Genomic DNA, 23594 nt, shown 5'->3' on the forward strand with positions numbered 1-23594 from the left:
AAGGGCGTGCTTGCCGCGACGGCCTTGTGGATGTTTGCCATGCCAGGTGCGCAGGCTGCAACCGCTGCGTGCACGCCGCAGTCGGGCTACAACAGCTGCGTGACCTTCACCCATTCGGGCTCGGCGCAGACCTTCACGGTGCCTGCGGGCGTGTCGTCGGTGCGCGTCACGATGTGGGGCGCCGGCGGCGGCGGCTCCACGGCGGCCGGTGGCAATTCGGCCAACGGGGGCGCCGGCGGCTTCGCCGATGGCACCGTGTCGGTCACGCCCGGCACCGCCATGGCGGTGACGGTGGGGCAGGGCGGGCAGAACGGGGGCACCGGCGCGACCTACGGCCGCGGGGGCGGCGGCGGCAATGGCGCGAACGCGGGCGTTGCCGGTTCGTCGGGCGGCGGCATGAGTGCGCTGTGGAACGGCGGCACGGAGTTTTCGGCGGCCGCCGCACGACTGATCGCAGGCGGTGGCGGCGGCAGCGCCTTCTGGACCGACGTCGGCAGCCCGGTGCCAGGCGGCGGCGGTGGCACCAACGGCGGCTCGTCCACCGGCACGGGCGGACGGGGCGGTACCCAGGCCGCTGGCGGTGCGCGCGGCACCCCGAGTGCGGGGACCGTCGCGGCCACCTGTCCGGCCGGCACTGACGGCAGCGCCTTGCAGGGCGGCACCGGGTGCTCGGCGGTCGGTGGCACCCCCCTCCAGTACGAGGGCGGTGGCGGCGGCGGCGGCGGCTGGTTCGGCGGCGGCGGCGGCATGGCCCAGTGCAGCAACACGCCCAATCCCGTCTCGGTCGGCTGTTCCTACAACGGACCGGGCGGCGGCGGCTCGGGCTTCATCGGCACGGGCGTGACCGGCGGCGTGATCACCGCGGGGGCCGACGGCAGCTACTCGGCGGCTTCCAACCCGGCCAACCAGGGCAACACGCTCTACCAGGGCGGCGTCGGCGTGGGCGGCGCGCGCGCTTCGCTGACCGGCTCCACCGGCGGCAACGGCCTCGTCGTCATCCAGTTCAACGTGGTCAGGCTGCAGCTCGCGAAGGCTTGGTCGGCCGGCAGCAACACCGGCGACGTGGCGAGCATTGCCGCCTCCACGGGCGGGACCAACTTCTTCGGCGCCAGCAACACCTCGGCCTTCACCTCGACGGCGTCCACTGCCGCCTCCAGCTCCGTCGTGGGCGTGAACATCGGCAACGTCATCACGCTGCCCGCCGAAACACTGACCTCGGGCACGCTCGCGAACTACAACACCGTGCTGTCATGCACCGTGAACAGCGGCACGATGGCCAGCACGTTGAGCGGCACCAACGGACAGGTATCGAACACGCTGACGATCGCCCTCGGCGACATCGGCAAGGACATCGTCTGTACCTACACCAACACGCGCAAGACCGCGACCCTGCAGCTGGCCAAGTCGTGGAACCCCATCAGCGTGACGGGCAACGTGGCGAACATCGGCGCCACCACGGGCGGCGCGGCCAACACCGTGGCGTTCTCGTCGACGGCGCCGACGGCCAACACCAGCGCGACCGTGACCGTGGCGGCCGGCAACACGATCACCTTCCCCGCGGAAACCATGAACGGCGGCGTGCTGCCGAACTACACGACCGTGCTGTCGTGTACCGCCGGTGGCGGCGCGACGGCCAACAGCCTGAGCGGCACCAACGGCCAGGCGACCAACACGCTGGTGATCGGCGCGGGCGACGCGGGCAAGGCCATCGTCTGTACCTACACCAACACGCCGAAGACCTCCACGCTGCAGCTGGTCAAGTCGTGGGGCGCCAACAGCCTCGCGGGCAACGTGGCGAGCATCGGCGTGACGTCGGGCGGCACGAACAACACTGCGGCGTTCACGGCGACGGCCCCCACGGGTGCGAACAGCGGCACCGCCGTGACCGTGGCCACGGGCAACACGATCACGCTGCCGGCCGAGACGATGTCGCCGGGCACGCTGGCGAACTACAACACGGTGCTGGCGTGTACGGCCGGTGGCGGTGCCACGGCCAATGCGCTCAGTGGCACCAACGGACAGAACAGCAACACGCTGGTGGTCGGCGCGGGCGACGCGGGCAAGGCCATCGTCTGTACCTACACCAACACGCCGAAGACGGCCACGCTGCAGATCGCCAAGGCCTGGGGCGCGAACAGCATCGCCGGCAACGTGGCGAGCCTGGGCGCGAGCACGGGCGGCGCGAACAACACCGCCGCGTTCACGGCGACGGCGCCCACGGGCGCGAACAGCGGCGCGGCCGTGACCGTGGTCGCCGGCAACACCATCACCTTCCCCGCGGAAACGATGCCGACGGGGACGCTGGCGAACTACAACACCGTGCTGGCCTGTACGGCCGGCGGCGGCGCCACGGCCAACGTGCTGAGCGGCACCAACGGGCAGGTCACCAACACCTTGCTGATCGGCCCGGCCGATGCGGGCAAGGCGATCCTGTGTACCTACACCAACACGCCGAAGACGGCCACGCTGCAGATCACCAAGTCCTGGGGCGCCGGCGCCATCAGCGGCAACGTCGCGAGCATCGGCGCGAGCACGGGCGGCGCGAGCAACACCACGGCGTTCACGGCGACCGCGCCCACGGCGGGCAACAGCAGCACGGTGAACGTGGTGGCGGGCAACACCATCACGCTGCCCGCCGAGACGATGCCCACGGGTTCGCTCGCGAGCTACAACACGGTGCTGTCGTGTACGGCAGGGGGCGGCGCCACGGCCAACGCGCTGAGTGGCACCAACGGGCAGAACAGCAACACGCTGCTGATCGGTGCGACCGACGCCGGCAAGGCCATCGTCTGTACCTACACCAACACCGGCAAACCCGCGACCCTGACCCTCGCCAAGCGTTCGCTCGGCGGCGTGGCCGGCTTCGACTTCACGGGTACCAACGGCGTGGCCGCGCACACCATCACCACCACCGTGGCTGGCACGGCCGTCAACGGGCCACTGCAGACGCTGACCGCGACGGGCACGGCGACCACCTTCACCGAAACCTACACACCGGCCACGGGCGTGCCCGACTACGTGATCACCGACGTCAGCTGCACGGGCATGGGCAGCGGCGGCACGGTGACGCGCGGGACCGCGCAGAACACGAACCAGTTCACGCTGAACGCCGCGGCGACGGTGGCGGGCTCGAACATCGTCTGTACCGTCACCAACGCCAAGGCGCCGACGGTGCAGCTGCGCAAGAAGTGGGTCAACGCGCTGGTCAACGACGCCTTCACGCTGACCGCCTCGGGCACGGTGCACCCGAACCACAACATCGGCTACGCCTTCAACCTGCAGGCCACGGCCAACACGCCCAACGAGACCGACACCGGCGGCGCGCAGCGCGTGGCGGTGGGCGACACCGTGACCCTGTCGGAGACGCCGTTCGGCACCAACGCCGGCTCGTACACCGCCAGCGCCTGGAGCTGCACCGGCGGCGGCTCGCTCAGCGGCAACCTGCTGACCCTGGGCAACGCCGATGCGGGCCTGCCGATCGTTTGCGAGATCACCAACACCGCGAAGACGGCGACCGTCACGCTGGCCAAGACCTGGTCGGGCGCGATCGTCAACGACGCCGTGAGCGTCACCGGCACGGGCCTGACCACGCTGGCCTCGGTGGCCAACACGGCCGCCGAGACCGACACCGGCACCGCGCAGGCCGTGCCCGTGGGCAGCGTCATCACGCTGGCCGAGAGCTTCACCACCGGCAGCGCCGCCAACTACACCAGCGCGCTGAGCTGCACCGGCACCAGCGGCCTGTCGGGCAACACGCTGACGGTGGGCGCGGCCGACACGGCCATCGTCTGTACCTACGCCAACACGCGCAAGACGGCGGCGGTGACGCTGTCCAAGAGCTGGAGCGGCGCCATCGCCGGCGACAAGGTCAACCTGACGGTCAGCGGCAGCGCCGCCGAGGTGACGGGCGCGACCGCCGGCACGTCCACCGCGCCGGCCACCACCACCAACGCCACGGCCACCGCGGCCAGCGGCGCCACCGTGACGCTGGCCGAGGCCTTCACCACCGGCAACGCCGCCAACTACACCACCACGCTGGCCTGTACCAAGGTGTCGGACGGCAGCACGGTGACGGTGAGCGGCAGCGGCCTGAGCCGCACCTTCACCATGCCGTCGGACAGCGCGGTGAACTGCGCCTACACCAACACGCGCAGGACCGCGACGCTGCAACTGGCCAAGGCCTGGAGCGCCGGCAGCACCGCGGGCAACGTGGCGAGCATCGGCGCGACCACGGGCGGCGCGAACAACACCGCCGCGTTCACGGCGACGGCGCCGACGGCGGGCACCAGCGGCACCGCGGTGTCGGTGGCCGCGGGCGACACGCTCACCTTCCCGGCCGAGACGATGTCGCCGGGCACGCTGGCGAACTACACCACCGTGCTGTCGTGTACCGCCGATGCCGGCGCCACGGCCAACACGCTGAGCGGCACCAACGGCCAGGCCAGCAACACGCTGGTGGTCGGCGCGGGCGACGCGGGCAAGGCCATCGTCTGTACCTACACCAACACGCCGAAGACGGCGACGCTGCAGATCGCCAAGGCCTGGGGCGCGAACAGCATCGCCGGCAACGTGGCGAGCATCGGCGCGAGCGCGGGCGGATCGAGCAACACCACGGCCTTCACCGCGACGGCGCCCACGGGCGCCAACAGCGGCACGGCCGTGACCGTGCAGGCCGGCAACACGATCACGCTGCCGGCCGAGACGATGGCGCCGGGCACGCTCGCCAACTACACCACGGTGCTGGCCTGTACGGCAGGCGGCGGCGCCACGGCCAACGCGCTCAGCGGCACCAACGGGCAGAACAGCAACACGCTGCTGGTCGGCGCAGGCGACGCCGGCAAGGCCATCGTCTGTACCTACACCAACACGCCCAAGACCGTGACCGTGCAGCTGCGCAAGGCCTGGAGCGCGGACAGCACGAACGGCGACGTGGCCAGCATCGGCGCCACCTCGGGAGGCAGCAGCAACACGTCGGCATTCACCGCGACGGCACCCACCGCCGGCAACAGCGGCACGGCGGTGTCGATGGTCGTCGGCGGCACGCTCACGCTGCCGGCCGAGACGATGACCACGGGCTCGCTCGCGAACTACAGCACCGTGCTCGCCTGTACCGCCGACGGCGGCGCCACCACCAACGCGCTGAGCGGCACCAACGGCCAGGCGAGCAACACGCTGGCGATTGCCGCGGCCGACGCTGGCAAGGCCATCGTCTGTACCTACACCAACGCGAAGAAGACCGTCACCCTGCAGGTGCGCAAGGCCTGGGGCGCGAACAGCGAAGCGGGCAACGTCGCCAGCATCGGCGCGACCACGGGTGCGACCAACAACACGGCCGCTTTCACCGCGACCGCGCCCACGGCCGGCAACAGCGGTGCGGCGGTGGTGGCGGCCGTGGGCAACACGATCACGTTCCCGGCGGAAACGATGCCCACCGGCACGCTGGCCAACTACACGACCGTGCTGTCGTGTACCGCCGACGGCGGCGCCACGGCCAACGCACTGAGCGGCACCAACGGCCAGGCCAGCAACACGCTGGTGATCGGCGCAGGCGACGCCGGCAAGGCCATCGTCTGTACCTACAGCAACAACCGCTTGCCGACGGTGCAGATCCGCAAGCAGGCGCTGGGCGGCACGGGCACCTTCGCGTTCAGCGGCACCAACGGCTTCGGCTCGGACAGCATCAACGTCTCGGTGGCGGGCTCGACGGTGGTGGGCACGATCAAGACGCTCACCACGGCCAACACCCAGACGGTGCTGACCGAAGTCGCGGCCTCGATGCCCGGCGGCTTCGCGTTCTCGGGCGCGACCTGCACGGGTCTGGCGGGCGGGGCGACGGCTGCCGTCGACCTGGTGGCGGGCACCGTCACGTTGCCCGCGGCCGGGCTGACGAACGGCACGGCGGTGGTCTGTACCTTCACGAACACGCTCGCGGCCATCGTGAGCGGCCGCGTGTTCCTGGACAACGGCGTGGGTGGCGGCACGGCCAACGACGGCCTCGTCAACGGCGGCGAGGGCCCGTTGTCGGGCGTGAGCGTGCGGCTGACCAACTGCGGCGCCGCCGTGTACGCGAGCGCGCTCACGGACGCATCGGGTGCCTACAGCCTGAGCGTGCCGGCCGGCACGGCCACGGGCTCGGCGATGTGCGTGGAAGAAACCAACCCCGGCACGCGCGTGTCGACCGGCGCCTCGGTGGGCAACGTCGCGCTGCCCTCGGGCTCGGCGGTGGCCGCGGCCGGTGGCACCTACACCTACACGCGCACCGGCACGCCCGACCGCATCGCCTTCAGCTGGAACGGCACGGGCCACGCCAACCTGAACTTCGGCGACGTCGACAACAGCGCCTTCGCGACCGACGGCACCAAGACCGGCCTGCCGGGCAGCACCGTGACCTACGCCCACACCTTCACGGCCGGCACGGCAGGGCAGGTGCGCTTCAGCGTGGCGAGCGAGACGGCCACGCCGGCCATCTCCGGCTGGACGACGAAGGTCTTCGCGGATGTGGGTTGCACCGGCAGCCTGCAGGCCGGGGCCGCGCAGCTGTACCCGCCGAGCGCGGCGGCCACGCCCGTGACCTTCGCGGGCAAGGTCTGCGTGATCGTGCAGGAGTTCATTCCCGCCACGGCGCCGCTGGGCTCGAACAACAAGGCGACGATCCGCGCCGACTTCACCTATACCAACGCCAGCCCGTCGCTCAGCGGCAGCTTCACGCTCGACGACCTCACGACCGTGTCGGGCGTGGCGCTGGAGCTGAAGAAGGAAGTGCGCAACATCACGCAAAGCGGCACCTTCGGCGTGAACAACCAGGCCAAGTCGGGCGAGACGCTCGAGTACCGCATCACCTACACGAACAACGGCGACGCGCCGATCCGCAGCATGGTCGTGAACGACATGACGCCGGGCTACACCACCTTCGTGAGCGCGACGACGGGCACCACGCCGGCGTCGCTCACGGGCTGCGTCAAGACCACGCCGGCGAACGCGCCGCCTGCGGGCGCGGTGGCCTGCACCACCGTTCAACCCGCAGGGGGCACGGGCGCGATCGACTGGCGCTTCACGGGCACGGTCGAGCCGGGCGGCACGGGCTTCGTGCTGTTCCAGGTGAAGGTCGACTAAGGACCTGGCAGGGCCTTCAGGCCCGGCGCTTGAACAGGGCGGACGCGCCGCTGGCGCGCGCCACGTCGTCCGCCGCGGCCAGCAGCTGCGGGCCCAGCGCGAGCATGCGTTCTTCCGTGAGCCGCACCAGCGGCCCCGCGATGGTGATGACGCCGATCACGCCGCCGTGCGCACCGCGCACCGGCGCGGCCATGGCGGTCATCGCGGGGGCGAACACCTCGTTGATCATCGAGAAGCCGCGCTTGCGCGTGGCGCGCAGGAACACGAGCAGCGCCTTCACGGTGGTCGGCGCTTTCGGGCCGAAGTCTTCCGGCTGGCCGAAGCCCTGCTTCGCGACGAGTTGCAGCGCCTGTTCGTCCGTCATGGTCGAGAGCCAGGCGTGGCCCGCGGAGCTGCATGAGAGGTTCACCGACAGGCCCATGTCCGGGTCGTAGCGCAACCCGCGCGTGGCGCCTTGCGCCTTCGCGACGAAGGTGAGCTCGTCGCCGTCGACCACCGCCAGCCGCACCAGCTCGCCCGACGCGACCGCGAGTCGGTCGAGCAGCGGCTGTGCCACGTCGACGATGCCGCTGTTGCTCAAGAAGCTCAGGCCCAGCGACACCAGCTTGATGGTCAGCATGTAGTCGCCATGGCTCTGGTCCTGCCGCACATAGCCGTAGCGCACCAGTTCGCTCAGCAGGCGGTGGGTGGCGCTCAACGGCATTTCCAGCTCGGCAGAAAGCGCGGAAAGCGCACGGCCCTCGGGGTGGCCGGAGAGGTGTTCGAGCACCTTGAAGCTGCGTTCGAGTATGGCTGTCATGAGACGACTCTAGCATTTTGCCAAGTGTTTTCACTAGTAGAAAGATTTTCCACTAAATCGATAAGATCGCGCCGCCAGGAGTCGGAGCGCGTGTGAAGCGCCCCGGCATGGACCGCTCACATCGCACGCTGGAGAACAACTTTGAGAACGCTTTACCGCTCGCTGGCCACCGCCGGCCTTGCCCTCGCCCTGGTCGTTCCTGCTGTTGCGCAGGCGCAGCAGGAGCGGGTGATCCGCTTCGGCCACCTGAACAACGCCGACCACCCCGTGAGCTTCGGCGTCAAGCGCTTTGCCGAACTCCTGTCGGCCAAGAGCGGCGGCAAGATGAAGGTCCAGGAGTTCCCCGCCTCCCAGCTGGGCAACGAGATGCAGCAGCAGTCGGCCTTGCAGGGTGGTGTGCAACAGATGTCTGCGCCGGCCACCACGTCCCTCGCAGGCATCGTCAAGGAGTTCGGCCTCGTCGACTTCCCCTTCTCGGTGAACAACTTCGCACAGGCCGATGCGCTGCTCGACGGGCCTCTGGGCCAGGCCCTGATCGCCAAGCTCCCCGAGAAGGGCCTCGTCGCCCTGGGTTACTGGGACCTGGGCTTTCGCAACGTCACCAACAGCAAGCGCCCCATCGCCAAGCCTGAAGACCTCGAAGGTCTGAAGATCCGCGTGATCCCCAACCCCGTGTTCCTCGAAACCTTCAAGGCCTTCAAGGCCAATCCGGTGCCGATGCCCTTTGCCGAGCTGTACGGCGCCCTCGAGGCCAAGGCAGTCGATGGCCAGGAGAACCCCTATGCGGTGATCCTGTCGAACAAGTTCTACGAAGTGCAGAAGTTCGTCAGCGCCACCAACCATGTGTACGCCGCCAACATCGTGCTGGTGAGCAAGAAGTTCTGGGACTCGCTCACGCCGGCCGAGCAGAAGATGATGAACGACGCGGCCAACGAGGCGCGCGGCTATCAGCGGCAAGTGAGCCGCGCTGCAGCACAGAAGGCCGTGGGCGACCTGCAGGCCAAGGGCGCGCAGTTCAACGAGCTCAGCGCCGCCGAGCAAAAGCGCATGCGCGACATCGCCAAGCCCGTCGTCGACAAGTTCGCCGCCCAGTACGACCCCGCCATCGTCAAGCTCTACAACGACGAGCTCGCACGCATCCGCAAGTAGCGCGCCCCCACGGCGGACGACGAATTCCTTCTTCGTTCCCGCCGGCAATTTCCGTCACTCCCACGTCTGCGCCTGCCGCCACCCGCGGCGCAGCGACACGTGCTGGGCGCGTGCGCCCGTCCGATTCCGCCATTGACCACCAAGAGGAGACTCCGTTGAAACATTCCAGATCCTTTCCCTTCGGACTTGCATCGGCCGCCGCGCTTGCGCTGGCATTGACTGCCTGCGGCGGAGGCGACGGCGGAGGTGGCACGGCCTTGCCGTTCCTGCCCGTGGCGCCCGCGCCCGCTGCATCGGCGCCGCCGCCCGCACCGACGGACGAGGTGCCGGCCACGCCCACCGAGCCGGTGGCCGAGGTCGACGACAGCTTCGACGCGTACTACAACGTCTGCCGCGGCACCAACCCCAAGTGCTACAACGACTGGGGCGCGTTCGCCAGCACGCCCGACCGCGTGCTGATCTACTCGCGCACCGCCGGCCCGCGCCATGCCGTGCTCGGCACGCCGATGGCGGCCGGCCTGAACCCGACGATGAACACCGACAACGTGATGCAGGCAGGCCTCGTGCGCATGCTGTCGGCCGAGGGCATCACGGTCGACTGGACCGAGGACGTGGCCGTGCTGGGCAGCCGCATCAACAACTACAAGGCGATCATCTTCGCGAGCTCGAACCGCGACACCTTGTGGAACGGCACGGTGAGCACCAGCCAGGACGCCGCGCGCACCGCACTGCGCAACTACATGCGCCGCGGCGGCGGCTTCGTCGGCCTGCACAACGCCTTCGGCGCCGAATACAACTGGCCCTACTACGAAGGCCTGCTGGGCAACGCGAACTTCTACAACCACGGACCGAACCGGGCGGGCGATGTCGAGATCGTCTCGGACGACCCTTCGACGAAGGACGTGCCCAAGCGCTTCTCCTTCCAGGACGAGTGGTACAACCTGATGCCCTTCCCGACGAAGGTGAAGTTCCTGGCCAAGGTCGACACCTCGACGCTGAAGCCGCTCACCTCCGCGCCGCATCCCGGCCACGCCGACTTCCATCCGGTCGCCTGGTGCCAGTACTACGACGGCGGCCGCGCATGGCTCACGACCCTCGGGCACAACGCGCACTCGTTCACCGCCGACCTGTCGGGCGTGGGCGCCATCGAGTTCCAGAAGCTCGTCGTGCAAGGCGTGAAGTCGGCGATGGGCCTGACGCCTTTCTGCACCACTGAGTAACCACGACCTCCCGGGGCCGGTGCGGCGTCGTGTGCGCGCCACCGGTCGTTTCGAACACCCCTGTTCCAACGTTCACCGAGTAGAGACATCCATGAAGAAAAAATCATTGGTCACGCTGCTGATCTCGTGCGGCGTGCTCGCACCGCCGTTGCTGATCACCGCCTGCGGCGGCTCCAGCGGCGGTGGCGGCGCGCCCGTGCTGCCCGTCGTGCCGGCCCCCGCGCCGCCGCCGTCTGCCGGCACACCGCCGCCCGCATCGCCACCGGCCGCCGCCGCACCCGCGGCCGACCTGTCGGACTGCTGCACCGCCGGCGACAAGGACTTTCCGAAGGTCGGCGGCAACCTGGGCAACCAGAACTATTCGAGCCTGCGCAAGATCAACAAGGGCCTCGTCACGCAACTGGGCGGCGCCTGGGTCAACCAGATCGAAGGCGGCATGACCACCGGTAACAACCAGAGCACCACCGTCGTCGTCGACGGCGTGCTCTACATCGAGTCCGCACTGGGCAACGTGGTCGCGGTGGACGGCAAGACCGGTGTGACGAAGTGGAAGTGGACCACGCCCTACGGCAGCATCACCCGCCGCGGCGTGGCCGTCGCCAAAGACCTGGGCCTGGTGTTCACCGTGGCCACCGGCAACCGCCTCGTGGCGCTGCGCACCGACACCGGCGCCGTCGAGTGGATCAAGCAGTACCCGACCAGCAGCACCGACCCCGACTACAAAGGCGCGCTGCAGAAGGTCGCGCTGGTCTACCACGACAAGCGCCTGTACCTGGGCACCAACGACGGCAACCGCGGCGCCGCGTTCTCGGCCGACGCGCTCACCGGCAAGGTGCTGACCACCTTCTGGGGCGTGCCCCGCGCGGGCGAACTCGGCTACGACACCTGGGGCGGCGCACCCGACACGGCACGCACCGGCGCCACGCCGTGGATCCATCCCGCGGTCGATCCCGAGCTGGGCCTGGTGTACTGGACCTTCGGCAACGTGCGCGGCGGCTCGTCGCAAGACGGCTCCTCGCGCCCGGGCCAGAACCTGTTCGCCAATTCCATCGTCGCGCTCGACCTGAAGAGCGGCGAATACAAGTGGCACTTCCAGTCGGTGCACCACGACATCTGGGACATGGACAACGTGATGTCGCCCGTGCTCGCCGATGTGAAGATCGACGGCAAGGACCGCAAGGTCGTCATCTACGGCAGCAAGACGGGCATGTACTACATCCTCGATCGCAAGGACGGCAGCGCGCCGCTGGGCATCGACGAAGTGCCCGTGAAGCAGGACGCCCGCCAGGCCAGCTGGCCCACGCAGCCGCTGCCGCGCCAGGGCGCCTGGACCGAGACCTGCATCGTCGACCAGCCGCTGGGCACGGCCATTCCGGGCGACCCGAATCGCGCGGTGCCCAACTACACGAAGGGCTGCCTGTACGACGCGCACTGGGACGTGCCGATTCTTTCCATCCCGGGCCACGGCGGCGGTGCCAACTGGAACCACCAGTCCTTCAGCCAGCGCACGGGCCTGGTCTACACGGGCATGGGCTACGTGTCGGCGGCGCACTCGCTCAGCGAGTCGAGCAACGGCCTGCGTCCGCCGGGCACCTACATGACCGGCGCGGTCGTGGCGGTGGACCCGAGCACCAACCTCGTCAAGTGGAAGAAGCCGCTGCCGTACTCGGTGGCGCACGGCAACGGCATCCTGAGCACGGCCTCCGACCTGCTGTTCATCGGGCAGCCCGACGGCAACCTGCTGGCGCTCGATGCGCAGGACGGCACCGAGCTGTGGCGCTTCCAGACCGGCGCGGCGATCAGCGCGAGTCCGGTCTCCTACGAGATCGACGGCGAGCAGTACATCGCGGTGTTCTCGGGCGGCACCAGCATTCCGTACGGCGACTCGGCCCCGCGCGGCGACCGGCTGTGGGCCTTCAAGGTCGGCGGCGCGGTGACTGCGGCCGCTACGCCGACACCGCCCGTGGTGCGTCGGCCCGTGTCGGGCGCGGCGGTGGAGGGCGCGGCACTGCCGACCCCGAACACCGTGTTCCTGGCGCGCGTGCAGACGGCGGCGAACGAGCCGGGCGCGACCGAATCGACGGCCGTCAACGCCATGACGCCGACCTTCATGCGCGTGCCCGTCAACACCGCCGTGACCTTCACCAACCCCGCAGCCAACGCCAACACCCACTGCGCCACGCAGTTCTTCGAAGGGCGGTTCAATTTCAGGCTGAACCCGGGCCAGTCGCAGACCCACACCTTTGACACGCCGGGCGAATACTTTTACAACGACTGCCATAGCCCGCGCCCGACGGGAAAGATCGTCGTCTATTGATATGTCCTCAACCCCAACCACTGAAGGAGCAATGCGATGAAATGGTGCAAGCCTGAGTTTGAAGAAATGCGTTTCGGTTTCGAAATCACGATGTACATCTCCGCTCGCTGAGCGCGCAGACCCACGGCACCGGCCTTGCGCCGGTGCCGTGTTTTTTTGTTGGGCCCCCATGAAGATTCTGGTGCTGGGTTCGGGAGCGGGCGGTGGCTTCCCTCAATGGAATTGCAATTGCCGCCTGTGCGCCGGCCAGCGAAGCGGGCAGGTGCGGGCCGCGCCCCGCACGCAGAGTTCGATTGCCGTGTCGGCCGATGGCGAACGCTGGATTCTGCTGAATGCCTCCCCCGACCTCGGCGCGCAACTGCGCGCCTCGCCGGCCCTGTGGCCGCGCCACGGACTGCGCCATTCGCCGATCGAGGCGGTGGTGCTGATGGACTCTCAAATCGACCACGTCGCAGGCCTGCTGAGCCTGCGCGAAGGGCAGCGGCTGCAGCTGTACTGCACGCCCGAGGCCCATGACGACCTCACCGGCAGCCTGCCGCTGCTGCGCACGCTCGACAGCTACTGCGGCGTGACCTGGCACCCGTTGTCGCTCGAGCCCGGCGGCGGTGCCTGGCACGACATCGCCGGGCTGCGGCTGCAGGCCGTGCCGGTGCCCGGCAAGGCGCCGCCGTATTCGCCGCGCCGCCAGACCGAGGCGCGCAGCGAGAACGCCGCGGTGCTCATCGAAGACCCCACCACCGGCAAGCGCGTGCTCTACGCGCCGGGCCTGGCGCAGGTCGGCGAGGCCGAGCGCCGCAGCCTCGATGCCTGCGACTGCGTGCTCGTCGACGGCACCTTCTGGACCGAGGACGAAATGGTCGCGGCCGGGCTCGGCAAGAAGCACGCGGCCGACATGGGCCACCTGCCGCAGTGCGACGGGCCGCACGGCCCCGGCATGCTGAAAGCACTCGACGTCTGCGCTGCAAAACGCAAGGTGCTCATCCACATCAACAACAGCAACCCCATCCTGGACGAAGACGGGCCACAGCGCGCACAGCTCGTGCGTCGCGGCATCGAGGTCGCGTTCGACGGCATGGCCCTGGAGATCTGAACACGTGACACAAGAGACACAAGGCCCATGGTCCCCGCAGGAGTTCGAAGCGAGGTTGCGCGCCATGGAGTCGCGCTACCACAGCCACCACCCGTTCAATCGCCGGCTCAACGCGGGCGAGCTGCAGCCCTTCCAGGTGCGCGGCTGGGTGGCGAACCGCTTCTACTACCAGTGCCGCATCCCGGTGAAGGACGCCGCCGTTCTGTCCAACTGCGACGACCGCGCCACGCGCCGGCGCTGGGTGGTGCGCATGCTCGACCACGACGGGCATGGCGACCATGAAGGCGCCAACGCGGGCGGCATCGAGATCTGGACCCGCCTGGGCATCGCCACCGGCCTGGCGCGCGAGGTGCTCGAGTCGCATGCGCTCGTGGTGCCCGGCGTGCGCTTCGCGGTCGATGCGTACGTGAACTTCGCGCGCACGGCGCCGTGGCAGGAGGCGGTGATTTCGTCGCTCACCGAGATGTTCGCGCCGCGCATCCACAAGGACCGGCTCGCGGGATGGCCCACGCACTACCCGTGGATCGACACCTCGGGCCTGGACTACTTTCGCAGCCGCATTCCGCTGGCCGACCGCGACGTCGAGCACGGCCTCGAAGTGGCGATGCAGTGGTGCACCACGCGCGAGCGGCAGCTGCGTGCGCTGCACATCCTGGGCTTCAAGCTCGACATCCTCTGGGCCATGCTCGACGCGATCGAGAAGGCTTATCCCGACGACCTTCCGAAAGACCAGCAACCATGACCGCATGGACCGACGATGCCCAGCCGGCGCTCACCTCGATCTACCGCATGCAGTGGGAAGAGGCGCAGCAGTGCCACGTGCTGCTGTTCCCCGAGGGCATGATCAAGCTCAACGGGCCGGCGGCCGAGATCCTCCAGCGCTGCGACGGCAAGACCTCGGTGGCCGCGCTTGTGGCCGACCTGGAGCGCACCTTCGGCGAGAGCGACCTGCATGCCGACGTGCTCGAATTCCTGGAGCAGGCCCATGGACGCCACTGGATCCGCTGAGGTGCAAGCCCGCGCACCCCGCGCGGTCGCCAAGCCGCCGCTGTGGCTGCTGGCCGAGCTGACCTACCGCTGCCCGCTGCACTGCGCCTTCTGCTCCAACCCGGTCGACTACACGCGCTACCGCGAGGAGCTGGACACGTCCGAATGGATTCGCGTGTTTCGCGAAGCACGTGCGATGGGCGCGGTGCAGCTGGGCTTCTCGGGCGGCGAGCCGCTGCTGCGCGACGACCTGCCGGAGCTGGTCGCGGCGGCGCACGAGCTCGGCTTCTATACCAACCTGATCACCTCGGGCGTGGGCCTCACGCCGCAGCGCGCCGAAACGCTCAAGCGCGCGGGGCTGGACCACATCCAGTTGTCGTTCCAGGATTCGAGCCGCGAACTCAACGACTTCCTCAGCTCCACGAAGACCTTCGACCTCAAGCAGCGCGTGGCCCGCACCATCAAGGACCTCGGCTACCCGATGGTGCTGAACTGCGTGATGCACCGCTACAACCTGCCGCACGTGGGCCGGATCATCGAGATGGCCGAGGCGATGGAGGCCGACTTTCTCGAACTCGCCAACGTGCAGTACTACGGTTGGGCCTGGCGCAACCGCGAGATGCTGATGCCTTCGCGCGACATGCTGGCCACGGCCGAGGCGGTGGTGGAAACCCATCGCCCGCGGCTGGACGGCCGCATGAAGATCCTCTGGGTGGTGCCCGACTACGCCGAGGGCAAGCCCAAGCCCTGCATGGCGGGGTGGGGCAGCGTGTTCCTCGTGGTCGCACCCGACGGCGTGGCGCTGCCGTGCCACAGCGCGCGCATGCTGCCCGGGCTCGACTTTCCCAATGTGCGCGAGCACAGCATCCGCAGCATCTGGCAGGAGAGCCCGGCCTTCGGCGCGTACCGTGGCACGGGCTGGATGAGCAGCACCTGCCAGAGCTGCGACGAGAAGGAGAAGGACCATGGGGGCTGTCGCTGCCAGGCCTTCCTGCTGACCGGCGACGCGGCGGCCACGGACCCGGTGTGCCCGAAGAGTCCGCGGCATGAGGAGGTGGAGGCGATGGTCAAGGCGGCGGGTGATCCGCGCGACCATGGCACGCCGATCCGCTTCGTGCCGGGCGCGCGGCGTGCGGGCGACCTCGTCTTTCGCACCGACGCGAACGCGCTGAGCTGAGAGCACACCCCGATGACGATCACCCATCGCCTGCCGCTGGATGGCGGGCACGTGATGCACGTCGAGGAGCATGGCAACCCGGCGGGCCTGCCCGTGGTGGTGTTGCACGGCGGGCCGGGCTCGGGCTGCTCGCCGCTGTTGCGCCGGGACTTCGATCCCGCGCACTACCGCATCGTCTGCCCCGATCAGCGCGGTTCGGGCCTCAGCACACCTGCAGGATCGATCGAACACAACACGCTTGCCGATCTGCTGGCCGACCTGCGTCTGCTGCGCGCACACCTGCGCATCGATCGATGGCTGGTGGTGGGCGGCTCGTGGGGCGCCACGCTGGCGCTGATGCATGCGCTCGACGCACCGGAGGCCGTGGCGGGCCTGCTGTTGCGCAACGTGTTCCTCGCGCGCGAGAGCGACATCCACGCGCTCTTCGCCGGGGCCCTGCAGTACGACGGCTCCGCATGGCGCGCACTGTGGGACGAGGCCGGGCGCCGGCGATGCCCGGTGACGGTGCCGATCGCCGAGGTCTTCGCGCACGGCACCTGGGCGCGGCAGTGCGAGCTGACGCGCAACTGGTTCGATTGGGAACAGCGCCTCGCCACCGGTGGCGCTGCGCCGCCGATCGACGAGGCGATGCTGCCGCGGCTCGTGGCGCGCTACCGCGTGCAGAGCCACTACCTGCGGCACGGCTGCTGGCTCGATACGCCCTCGTTGTTGCAGCGCTGCGCCGCATTGCCTGCTGTGCCCACGCTGATCGTGCACGGCACGCAGGACGCGCTGTGTCCGCCCGAAGGCGCTCAGGCATTGGCGCAGGTGCTGGGCGCGCCGCTGCAGTGGGCGCAGGGCGCGGGTCACGACCCGACGCACCCCGCCATCGCCGTAGCCATGCAGCAGGCCTTGCGCGACTACGCGGCCACGCAGGCCTTCGGTGTCAGCGCAGCCTCGCCTTGAGCGGATCGCCGATCAGCGTCACCCGGCCGTCCTTGCGGTGTGCCCACAGTCGGTCGTTGCCATGGCCGTCGTCGGCCACGAAGAGCACCGCGTCGCCGAGTGCGCGAAAGCCCAACGGCATCGCGTGACGTTCGCCCGCGGCGAGGTCGGCCACGGCGCGCGTGCCGGCCGGCGTGCCGTCACTGGTCCATGGCTCGACGCCCCGGCCACCGCCGCCGTTCGCCGCGAACCACAGGCGCGCCCCGATGACGGCGAAGCGCGCGGGTGAGCCGTTCTCCGCGCCCGGTGCGATGTCCTTGACGCGCACCGTGCCCGCCGCCGTGCCGTCGCTGCGCCACAGCTCCGCGCCCGACACGCCGTCGGTCGCCGCGAAGTAGAGCTTGCCGCCCATCACGGCGATCGCGCTCGACATGGAACCGCCCGGGCCGGGGCGGATGTCCTTCACCAGCGCCGTGCCCTTCGCGGTGCCGTCAGTCTTCCACAGCTCGATGCCGTGCACGCCGTCGTCGGCCGAGAAGTACAGCGTGCGGCCCAGCACCGCCAGGTGCGTCGGTCGCGAAGGCGCGGCACCGGGGCGCAGGTCCTTCACCAGCTGCGTGCCGTGTTCGGTGCCGTCGCTCTTCCATAGTTCGGCGCCGTGTTCGCCGTCGTGCGCGGTGAAGTAAATGTCGTTGCCCACGGCCGTGAGGTTCTGGATGCCCGCGTCCTCGATGCCCGGGCGGATGTCCTTCACCAGGCGCGTGTGCTCGGGCGTGCCGTCGGTCACCCAGAGTTCGTGGCCGTGCGTGCGCGTGGTCGCGGTGAAGAACAGGCGCGGGCCGGCCACGGTGAGCTGGCGGGTGAGGGCGCGCGGCCCGGCGTCGACGGCGGACACGCGCGTGGTGCCCTTCGCATCGCCCGTGGTCTTCCACACCTGGAAGCCGGTCTGGCCGTCGTCGGCCACGAAGTAGAGCGCGTCGCGGAACACGGTCAGCTCGTTGGGCATCGCGCCTTCCTCGCCGGGGCGCAGGTCGATCACCTGCGTCGTGCCGGCGGCGGTGCCGTCGGTGCGCCAGAGCTCGAGCCCGCTCGCGCCGTCGGTGGCCGTGGTGTAAACGTGGCCCTTGAACGCGACCTGACCGGCAGGGAACGACCCCCGGAAGCCCGGCCGGATGTCTTTCAACAGGGTGGTGCCGGCGTTGCTGCCGTCGGTGACCCACAGCTCCTGGCCCGTCGTGACATGGAAGGCGCTGAAGACCATCTTGCCGCTGCCCAGCGGCGCGAGGCCGGAGGGCGCGATGAAGGCCAGCCGCTGGCGCTGCTCGGGCAGCACTTCGCGTTCGGGGTCTTGTGCAGCGGCGGGCAGGGCGGTGAGCAGGGCGAGCGCGGTGAGGAAAACGGCGCGCATCGGCTCAGCCCCCGAACCACCGCGCCGGCACGATCACCAGCTGCGGAAACGCCACCATCACGAACAGGATCGCGAACTCGGCCAGCATGAACGGAACCACTCCGCGCGTGACGTCGTCCATCGAGATCTTGCCGACGCCGGCCACCACGTTGAGCACCGTGCCCACCGGCGGCGTGACGAGGCCGATCGAGTTGTTGATGATGAACAGCACGCCGAAGTACACGGGGTCGATGCCGGCCGCCTTCACTACCGGCATGAGCACCGGCGTGAGGATGAGGATGGTGGGCGTCATGTCCATCGCCGTGCCCACCACCATCACGAGCACCATGATCGCGATCATGAGCAGCATCTGGTTGCCCATGAACGGCTGCAGCATGCCCACGATCTTGGAGGGCAGGTCGGCCACCGTGATGAGCCAGGCGCTCACCATCGCCGCGGCGATCAGGAACATCACGATGGCGCTGGTCTTGGCCGCGCTCACGAAGATGGCGTACAGGTCCTTCCAGGTGATCTCGCGGTACACCACCGTCGACACGAAGAGCGCATACACGGCGGCCACCACCGCGGCCTCGGTGGGCGTGAACACGCCCATGCGCAGGCCCACGAGGATGATCACCGGCAGCATCAGCGCCCACAGCGCGTTGCGGAAGGCGGCGGCAATCTCGGCCGACGACTTGCGCGGCGGCGGCACGATCTTTTCGCGCCGCACCAGCCAGGCCCAGGTGATCCACAGCGCGCCGCCGATCAGCAGCCCCGGCACGATGGCCGCGAGAAACAGCTTGGAGATCGACACGTTCGCCGCCACGCCGAAGATCACCAGGCCGATGCTCGGTGGAATCACGGGGCCGATCACGCCGGTGGCCGCAATGAGGCCAGCCGCGCGCGGCTTGTCGTGGCCCGCGCGCACCATCATCGGCAGCAGCAGCGCGGTGAGCGCGGCGGCGTCGGCCACGGCCGAGCCCGAGAGCGCCGACAGCAGGCAGCCGGCCATGATGGTCACGTAGCCCAGGCCGCCTTTCACGTGGCCGACCAGCGCGAGCGCGAAGTCGACGATGCGCTTGGACAGACCGCCCACGTTCATGATCTCGCCCGCGAGCATGAAGAAGGGCACGGCCAGCAGCGGAAAGCTGTCAGCGCCGCCGATCACGTTCTGCGTGAGGATCTGCGCGTCGAACAGGTCGAGGTGCCACATCAGCGCGACACCGCTGGCCAGCAACGAGAAGGCGATGGGAATGCCCATCGCCATGGCAAGCAACAGCGAGCCGACGAAAACAGCGATGGTCATGGCCGTGCCCCCGGTTCCTTGGCGTCCTGCGAACCCAGGATCTGCTGCAGCTGCACCGCTTCTTCCGACTCCTGCACCATCACCAGTTCATGGTCGGCGATGCGGCCCGTGAGCAGGCGCAGCAGGTCGAGCGCCAGGATGAGCCCGGCCAGCACCGAGAACACGATGCCCGCGGCGTAGACGATGGCCATCGACGCGCCGGTGACGGGCGCCGTCACGTCCCAGTTGATGCGCGCCTGTGCGATGCTGCCCTGCAGCAACAGCCAGACGATGTAGAGCATCACCGCATGGCCGACGGCCAGGCAGATCTTCTTGCCGATGGGGGGCAGCTTTTGCACCACCATGTCGACACCCAGGTGGCCGTGCTCCTTCAGCGCCACCACGGCGCCCAGGAAGGTCATCCAGATGAAGAGCCAGCGCGAGATTTCCTCGGACACCGTGATGCCCGAGTTGAAGCCATAGCGCAGCACCACGTTGCCGAACACGAGCACGACCATGACCGCGAGCGCGGCCGCGATCAGCGCCTCGATGCCGGTGCAGCACCGGTCGAGCCAGCGGTTCATGCGGCGGCCTGCGCCTGAACTTGAGTCTGCGCCTGGCGCTGCATGTCGACCAGCGCGCGCAGCGCAGCCAGGTACGACAGCGGGCCCAGGCCCTGGACCGTGCCCTTCACCGCCGGCGAGATGATCGAATGCGCGCGCCATGCTTCGCGCGCGGCGATGTTGGACATGTGTACCTCGATGGTCGGGAACGGCATGGCCTTGATCGCGTCGTGCAGCGGCACGCCGTGCTGCGTGAGGCCGGCGGGGTTCACCAGCGCGCCCTGCGCATCGTCGATGTGGGTGTGCAGGAAGTCGATCAGGTCGCCTTCGTGGTTCGACTGGATGGTGTCCAGCGTCACGCCGAGTTCGACGGCGAGCGCCTGCAGCTGCGCGTTGATTTCGGCGAGCGTGGTCTTGCCGTAGATGTGCGGTTCGCGGCGACCGAACAGGTTGAGGTTGGGGCCGTGGAGAACGAGGATCTTCATGGGGAGCTTCGGTGAGGGACGGGCTGGCTTGCTGACTTACTTGCGGATGCGTGCGAGCTCGTCGTTGTAGAGCTTGACGATGGCGGGGTCGTACTGGGCGGCGAACTTGTCGACGACGGGCTTGGCGATGTCGCGCATGCGCTTTTGTTCGGCGGCGCTGAGTTCGTTGAACTGCGCGCCCTTGGCCTGCAGGTCGCCCACCGCCTTCTGCGCGGCGGCGCGGCTGACCTGGCGCTGGTAGCCGCGTGCCTCGTTGGCCGCGTCGTTCATCATCTTCTGCTCGGCCGGCGTGAGCGAGTCCCAGAACTTCTTGCTCACCAGCACGATGTTGGCGGCGTACACGTGGTTGGTGGCGCTGACGAACTTCTGCACTTCGTAGAACTTGTTCGAGAGGATCACCGCATACGGGTTCTCCTGGCCGTCGACCGCCTTGGCTTCGAGCGCACCGTACAGCTCGGCGAAAGGCATCGGCACGGGGTTGGCCTTGAAGGCCTTGAAGGTTTCGAGGAACACGGGGTTGGGGATCACGCGGATCTTCAAGCCCTCGAGGTCTTCAGGCTTGGCGATGGGGCGCTTGCTGTTCGTGACGTTGCGAAACCCGAGGTCCCAGTAGCCCAGGGCGACAAGGCCCTTCTCGGGGAGCTTGGCGATCAGGGCTTGGCCCAACGGGCCGTCGAGCAGCGCATCGGCCTGCGCGAAGTTGTTCACCGAGAAGGGGAAGTCGACGAGGCCGAACTCCTTGACGATGCCGGCCAGCGACGTGGTGGCCGGTGCCGACATCTGCTGCACGCCGCCCTGCAGGGCCGACTGCTGCTGCATCTCGTTGCCCAGCTGGGAGGCGGGGAACTCCTGGACCTTCATCTTGCCGCCGCTCTTGGCCGACAGCAGTTCGGCAAAGCGCTTGACGCCGAAGCTCACGGGATGGTCGGCGTTGTTCAGGTGGCCGAAGCGGATCACGCGCTCCTGCTGCGCCCACGACGGGGCGGTGAGGCCGGCGCACAGGCCGGCCACGGCAAGCATACGAAGAAGTTTCACGAAGGGTCCTCGGGCGGGAAGGAAGAAAGAGGGAAGGAAAAAGTGCCGGACGAAGGCGATCGTATTTTTGTTGGAAAGAATTTCCATAATGGAAATCCCTTCCCCGAGTTCTGCTACGCTGGCGGACCCTGAGTGGCGGGCCGCATCGCCCGCGTTGACGAGACGACATCTGGAGGACGAAATGAGCGGAATACTGGAACGCAGCTTCAAGGTGCTGGAACATCTGGCGGAGCATCCCGAGGGGTGCGCGCTGTCGGCGTTGGCCAGCGAATTGCAGATTCCATTGAGTGCATCGCACCGATTGCTCGCGGAGCTCATCCGCTGCGGCTACGTGCGACAGGAGGCGCGCGACGGCCACTACGTGCTGACCATCAAGCTGGTCTCGATCAGCCTGTCGTTCCTCAGCCGCTCGGGCATCGTCGACATCGCGCAGCCGCTGCTCGACCAGCTGGCCTCGACCTCGGGCGAGCTCGTGCGCCTGGCGGTGGTCGACGGCGAAGACCTGACCTTCGTTGCCAAGGCGCAGGGCGCCACGCACGGCCTTCGCTACGACCCCGACATGGGCCTGTCGGTGGCGCTCTCGTGCAGCGCCGCCGGGCACGCGTGGCTGTCCACCATGGGCGAGGACGACGCGATGGCGCTCGTCGCCAAGAAGGGGCTGGGCAAGCCCGAGGACTACGGCCCCAAGGCCCCCACGTCGCTCAAGGCCGTGATGGCTTTCGTGAAGGCGGCGCGCCAGCGCGGCTTCAGCATGATCAACGAGGTGTTCGCCCCCGCGATGACTGCCATGGCCGCGCCCGTGTTCGGCGCCGACGGCACGGCGATCGGGGTCGTCACCATCGCGGGCCCGTCGGTGCGGCTCACGCCGCAGCGCATGGAAGCGCTGGGACCGGCGCTGTGCCAGGCCGCCGAGGAGGTGGCGCGCGCCAGCGGGGCCTCGGCGTTGTTCAAGAAGAGGGCGTAGGCCCTGCCGGTTTCACCACCCCCAAAAAGAGAAGGAGACATCACCATGAAGACGAAGCATTCGAAGCGCACTCTGTTGATGGCCGCCGTGGCGGCGGCCCTCGCGTTCGCTGCCCCCGGTGCGTTCGCGCAGCTCAAGGAGCGCACCATCAAGTTCGCGTTCCAGAACCAGGCCGGCCATCCGCAGGCGCAGGGCGCGCAGAAGTTCGCCGACCTCGTGGCCGCGAAGTCGGGCGGCAAGATCACCGTGAAGCTGTTCCCCGGCGGCACGCTGGGCGGCGACCTGCAGACGGTGTCGGCGCTGCAGGGGGGCACCGTGGAGATGACCGTGCTCAACGCCGGCATCCTGTCGGCGCAGGTGAAGGAGTTCGCGGCCTACGACTTCCCGTTCCTCTTCAACAGCGGCAAGGAAGCCGACGTCGTCACCGACGGCCCCTTCGGCCAGAAGCTGATGGCCAAGCTGGAGGACAAGGCGCTGCACGGCCTGGGCTACTGGGACCTGGGCTTTCGCAACCTGACGAACAGCAAGCGTCCGATCGTCAAGGCCGACGACATCGCGGGGTTGAAGATCCGCGTGATCCAGTCGCCGATCTACATCGACATGTTCAGCGCGCTGGGCGCCAACGCCACGCCGCTTCCGTTCCCCGAGCTGTACCCCGCGCTCGACCAGAAGGCGGTCGACGGCCAGGAGAACCCGAACACGACCATCCTGTCGTCCAAGTTCGCGGAAGTGCAGAAGTACATCACCCAGACTCGCCACATCTACAACCCGCAGGCGCTGCTGATCAGCCGCAAGACCTGGGACGGCATGAGTGCCGACGAAAAGAAGATCGTCAACGAGGCCGCCGCGGAGGCGACCACGTTCCAGCGCCAGGCCTCGCGCGGCGCCGCCGACAGCGCGCTCGATGCGCTCAAGAAGGCCGGCATGACGGTTTCGGAGCTGCCGCCCGAAGAGATGGCGAAGCTGCGCGCCAAGGTGAAGCCGGTGATCGACAAGTACACGGCCTCGGTCGGCGAGGCCACCGTCAAGGAACTGATGGCGGAGATCGAGAAGGCGCGCAAGTAGCAGGCGGGCGCGCCCTTGATCCGGGGCGCCTTGC

General features: G+C 68.8%; 18 protein-coding genes. 12 read left to right on the forward strand and 6 right to left on the reverse strand.

The features are described 5' to 3' along the window. The first annotated feature begins 30 nt into the window (after nt 1-30). The gene (locus AC1RGU_RS04360) at nt 31-7113 is read left to right on the forward strand and encodes a prealbumin-like fold domain-containing protein (RefSeq protein WP_492740791.1); all 7083 of its coding nucleotides are present in this window, start codon (nt 31-33) and stop codon (nt 7111-7113) included. 16 nt (nt 7114-7129) lie between these two features. Here the strand turns inward: AC1RGU_RS04360 and AC1RGU_RS04365 are convergent, their stop codons facing one another. Continuing rightward, complete coding sequence (locus tag AC1RGU_RS04365) at nt 7130-7912, reverse strand: IclR family transcriptional regulator (RefSeq protein WP_062481672.1); 783 nt, start codon at nt 7910-7912, stop codon at nt 7130-7132. Nucleotides 7913-8053: 141 nt separating this feature from the next. On the opposite strand from AC1RGU_RS04365, the gene AC1RGU_RS04370 reads away from it, so the two are divergent. The 9 genes from AC1RGU_RS04370 (at nt 8054) to AC1RGU_RS04410 (ending at nt 16797) form a co-directional block, all read left to right on the forward strand. Continuing rightward, nucleotides 8054-9061 carry a TRAP transporter substrate-binding protein gene (locus tag AC1RGU_RS04370; protein ID WP_492694993.1) on the forward strand — a complete coding sequence of 336 codons (1008 nt, stop codon included), beginning with the start codon at nt 8054-8056 and terminating at the stop codon, nt 9059-9061. Between the two features lie 155 nt (nt 9062-9216). After that, a complete protein-coding gene (locus AC1RGU_RS04375; protein ID WP_492694995.1) occupies nt 9217-10281 on the forward strand; it encodes a ThuA domain-containing protein in 1065 nt (354 codons plus the stop codon). Nucleotides 10282-10372: 91 nt separating this feature from the next. After that, nucleotides 10373-12598, forward strand: a complete 2226-nt coding sequence (locus tag AC1RGU_RS04380) for an outer membrane protein assembly factor BamB family protein (RefSeq protein WP_492694997.1) — start codon at nt 10373-10375, stop codon at nt 12596-12598. A gap of 36 nt (nt 12599-12634) precedes the next feature. Next, nucleotides 12635-12709 carry a pyrroloquinoline quinone precursor peptide PqqA gene (gene pqqA, locus AC1RGU_RS04385; RefSeq protein ID WP_013539171.1) on the forward strand — a complete coding sequence of 25 codons (75 nt, stop codon included), beginning with the start codon at nt 12635-12637 and terminating at the stop codon, nt 12707-12709. Nucleotides 12710-12767: 58 nt separating this feature from the next. Next, nucleotides 12768-13688, forward strand: coding sequence for a pyrroloquinoline quinone biosynthesis protein PqqB (gene pqqB, locus AC1RGU_RS04390; RefSeq protein WP_492694999.1), 921 nt, complete (start codon nt 12768-12770; stop codon nt 13686-13688). A 4-nt stretch (nt 13689-13692) separates the two neighbouring features. After that, nucleotides 13693-14430, forward strand: a complete 738-nt coding sequence (pqqC, locus tag AC1RGU_RS04395; protein ID WP_492695001.1) for a pyrroloquinoline-quinone synthase PqqC — start codon at nt 13693-13695, stop codon at nt 14428-14430. Beyond that, nucleotides 14427-14696: a pyrroloquinoline quinone biosynthesis peptide chaperone PqqD gene (gene pqqD, locus AC1RGU_RS04400; protein ID WP_070059765.1), complete on the forward strand. Its 270-nt coding sequence runs from the start codon at nt 14427-14429 to the stop codon at nt 14694-14696. The genes pqqC and pqqD overlap by 4 nt, the downstream gene beginning before the upstream one ends. Beyond that, nucleotides 14674-15852, forward strand: coding sequence for a pyrroloquinoline quinone biosynthesis protein PqqE (pqqE, locus tag AC1RGU_RS04405; RefSeq protein ID WP_492695003.1), 1179 nt, complete (start codon nt 14674-14676; stop codon nt 15850-15852). The genes pqqD and pqqE overlap by 23 nt, the downstream gene beginning before the upstream one ends. 12 nt (nt 15853-15864) lie before the next feature. After that, on the forward strand, nt 15865-16797 hold the full coding sequence (locus tag AC1RGU_RS04410) for an alpha/beta fold hydrolase (RefSeq protein WP_492695005.1): 933 nt from the start codon (nt 15865-15867) through the stop codon (nt 16795-16797). Here AC1RGU_RS04410 and AC1RGU_RS04415 read toward each other — a convergent pair. From AC1RGU_RS04415 to AC1RGU_RS04435, 5 genes are read right to left on the reverse strand one after another with little or no spacing between them, the layout of a single operon-like run. Then, a complete protein-coding gene (locus tag AC1RGU_RS04415; RefSeq protein ID WP_492695007.1) occupies nt 16778-18184 on the reverse strand; it encodes an ELWxxDGT repeat protein in 1407 nt (468 codons plus the stop codon). The two genes, AC1RGU_RS04410 and AC1RGU_RS04415, sit on opposite strands and share 20 nt — an antisense overlap. Nucleotides 18185-18188: 4 nt before the next feature. Next, nucleotides 18189-19469: a TRAP transporter large permease gene (locus AC1RGU_RS04420; RefSeq protein ID WP_062476564.1), complete on the reverse strand. Its 1281-nt coding sequence runs from the start codon at nt 19467-19469 to the stop codon at nt 18189-18191. Continuing rightward, on the reverse strand, nt 19466-20032 hold the full coding sequence (locus AC1RGU_RS04425) for a TRAP transporter small permease (RefSeq protein WP_159277659.1): 567 nt from the start codon (nt 20030-20032) through the stop codon (nt 19466-19468). The genes AC1RGU_RS04420 and AC1RGU_RS04425 overlap by 4 nt, the downstream gene beginning before the upstream one ends. Then, nucleotides 20029-20496, reverse strand: coding sequence for a type II 3-dehydroquinate dehydratase (locus AC1RGU_RS04430; RefSeq protein WP_492695010.1), 468 nt, complete (start codon nt 20494-20496; stop codon nt 20029-20031). Before AC1RGU_RS04430 ends, AC1RGU_RS04425 begins: the two co-directional genes overlap by 4 nt. Nucleotides 20497-20532: 36 nt before the next feature. Next, the gene (locus tag AC1RGU_RS04435) at nt 20533-21516 is read right to left on the reverse strand and encodes a TRAP transporter substrate-binding protein (protein ID WP_139705810.1); all 984 of its coding nucleotides are present in this window, start codon (nt 21514-21516) and stop codon (nt 20533-20535) included. Nucleotides 21517-21712: 196 nt separating this feature from the next. Between AC1RGU_RS04435 and AC1RGU_RS04440 the strand changes: the two genes are divergently transcribed. After that, nucleotides 21713-22495, forward strand: a complete 783-nt coding sequence (locus AC1RGU_RS04440; protein WP_062476577.1) for an IclR family transcriptional regulator — start codon at nt 21713-21715, stop codon at nt 22493-22495. 45 nt (nt 22496-22540) lie between these two features. Continuing rightward, complete coding sequence (locus AC1RGU_RS04445) at nt 22541-23560, forward strand: TRAP transporter substrate-binding protein (RefSeq protein ID WP_095951067.1); 1020 nt, start codon at nt 22541-22543, stop codon at nt 23558-23560. Nucleotides 23561-23594: the final 34 nt, after the last annotated feature.

This window comes from Variovorax sp. GW823-FHT02B07 (genome assembly GCF_058797695.1).

Excerpts from the sequence above, each read along its gene's own strand:
- AC1RGU_RS04440 (WP_062476577.1), top strand. The coding sequence starts at position 21,713 with ATGAGCGGAATACTGGAACGCAGCTTCAAGGTGCTGGAACATCTGGCG.
- AC1RGU_RS04415 (WP_492695007.1), bottom strand. The coding sequence starts at position 18,184 with ATGCGCGCCGTTTTCCTCACCGCGCTCGCCCTGCTCACCGCCCTGCCC.
- AC1RGU_RS04435 (WP_139705810.1), bottom strand. The coding sequence starts at position 21,516 with ATGCTTGCCGTGGCCGGCCTGTGCGCCGGCCTCACCGCCCCGTCGTGG.
- pqqB (WP_492694999.1), top strand. The coding sequence starts at position 12,768 with ATGAAGATTCTGGTGCTGGGTTCGGGAGCGGGCGGTGGCTTCCCTCAA.
- AC1RGU_RS04410 (WP_492695005.1), top strand. The coding sequence starts at position 15,865 with ATGACGATCACCCATCGCCTGCCGCTGGATGGCGGGCACGTGATGCAC.
- AC1RGU_RS04420 (WP_062476564.1), bottom strand. The coding sequence starts at position 19,469 with ATGACCATCGCTGTTTTCGTCGGCTCGCTGTTGCTTGCCATGGCGATG.
- pqqD (WP_070059765.1), top strand. The coding sequence starts at position 14,427 with ATGACCGCATGGACCGACGATGCCCAGCCGGCGCTCACCTCGATCTAC.
- AC1RGU_RS04425 (WP_159277659.1), bottom strand. The coding sequence starts at position 20,032 with ATGAACCGCTGGCTCGACCGGTGCTGCACCGGCATCGAGGCGCTGATC.
- AC1RGU_RS04360 (WP_492740791.1), top strand. The coding sequence starts at position 31 with ATGTTTGCCATGCCAGGTGCGCAGGCTGCAACCGCTGCGTGCACGCCG.
- AC1RGU_RS04380 (WP_492694997.1), top strand. The coding sequence starts at position 10,373 with ATGAAGAAAAAATCATTGGTCACGCTGCTGATCTCGTGCGGCGTGCTC.
- AC1RGU_RS04430 (WP_492695010.1), bottom strand. The coding sequence starts at position 20,496 with ATGAAGATCCTCGTTCTCCACGGCCCCAACCTCAACCTGTTCGGTCGC.
- pqqE (WP_492695003.1), top strand. The coding sequence starts at position 14,674 with ATGGACGCCACTGGATCCGCTGAGGTGCAAGCCCGCGCACCCCGCGCG.
- AC1RGU_RS04445 (WP_095951067.1), top strand. The coding sequence starts at position 22,541 with ATGAAGACGAAGCATTCGAAGCGCACTCTGTTGATGGCCGCCGTGGCG.
- AC1RGU_RS04365 (WP_062481672.1), bottom strand. The coding sequence starts at position 7,912 with ATGACAGCCATACTCGAACGCAGCTTCAAGGTGCTCGAACACCTCTCC.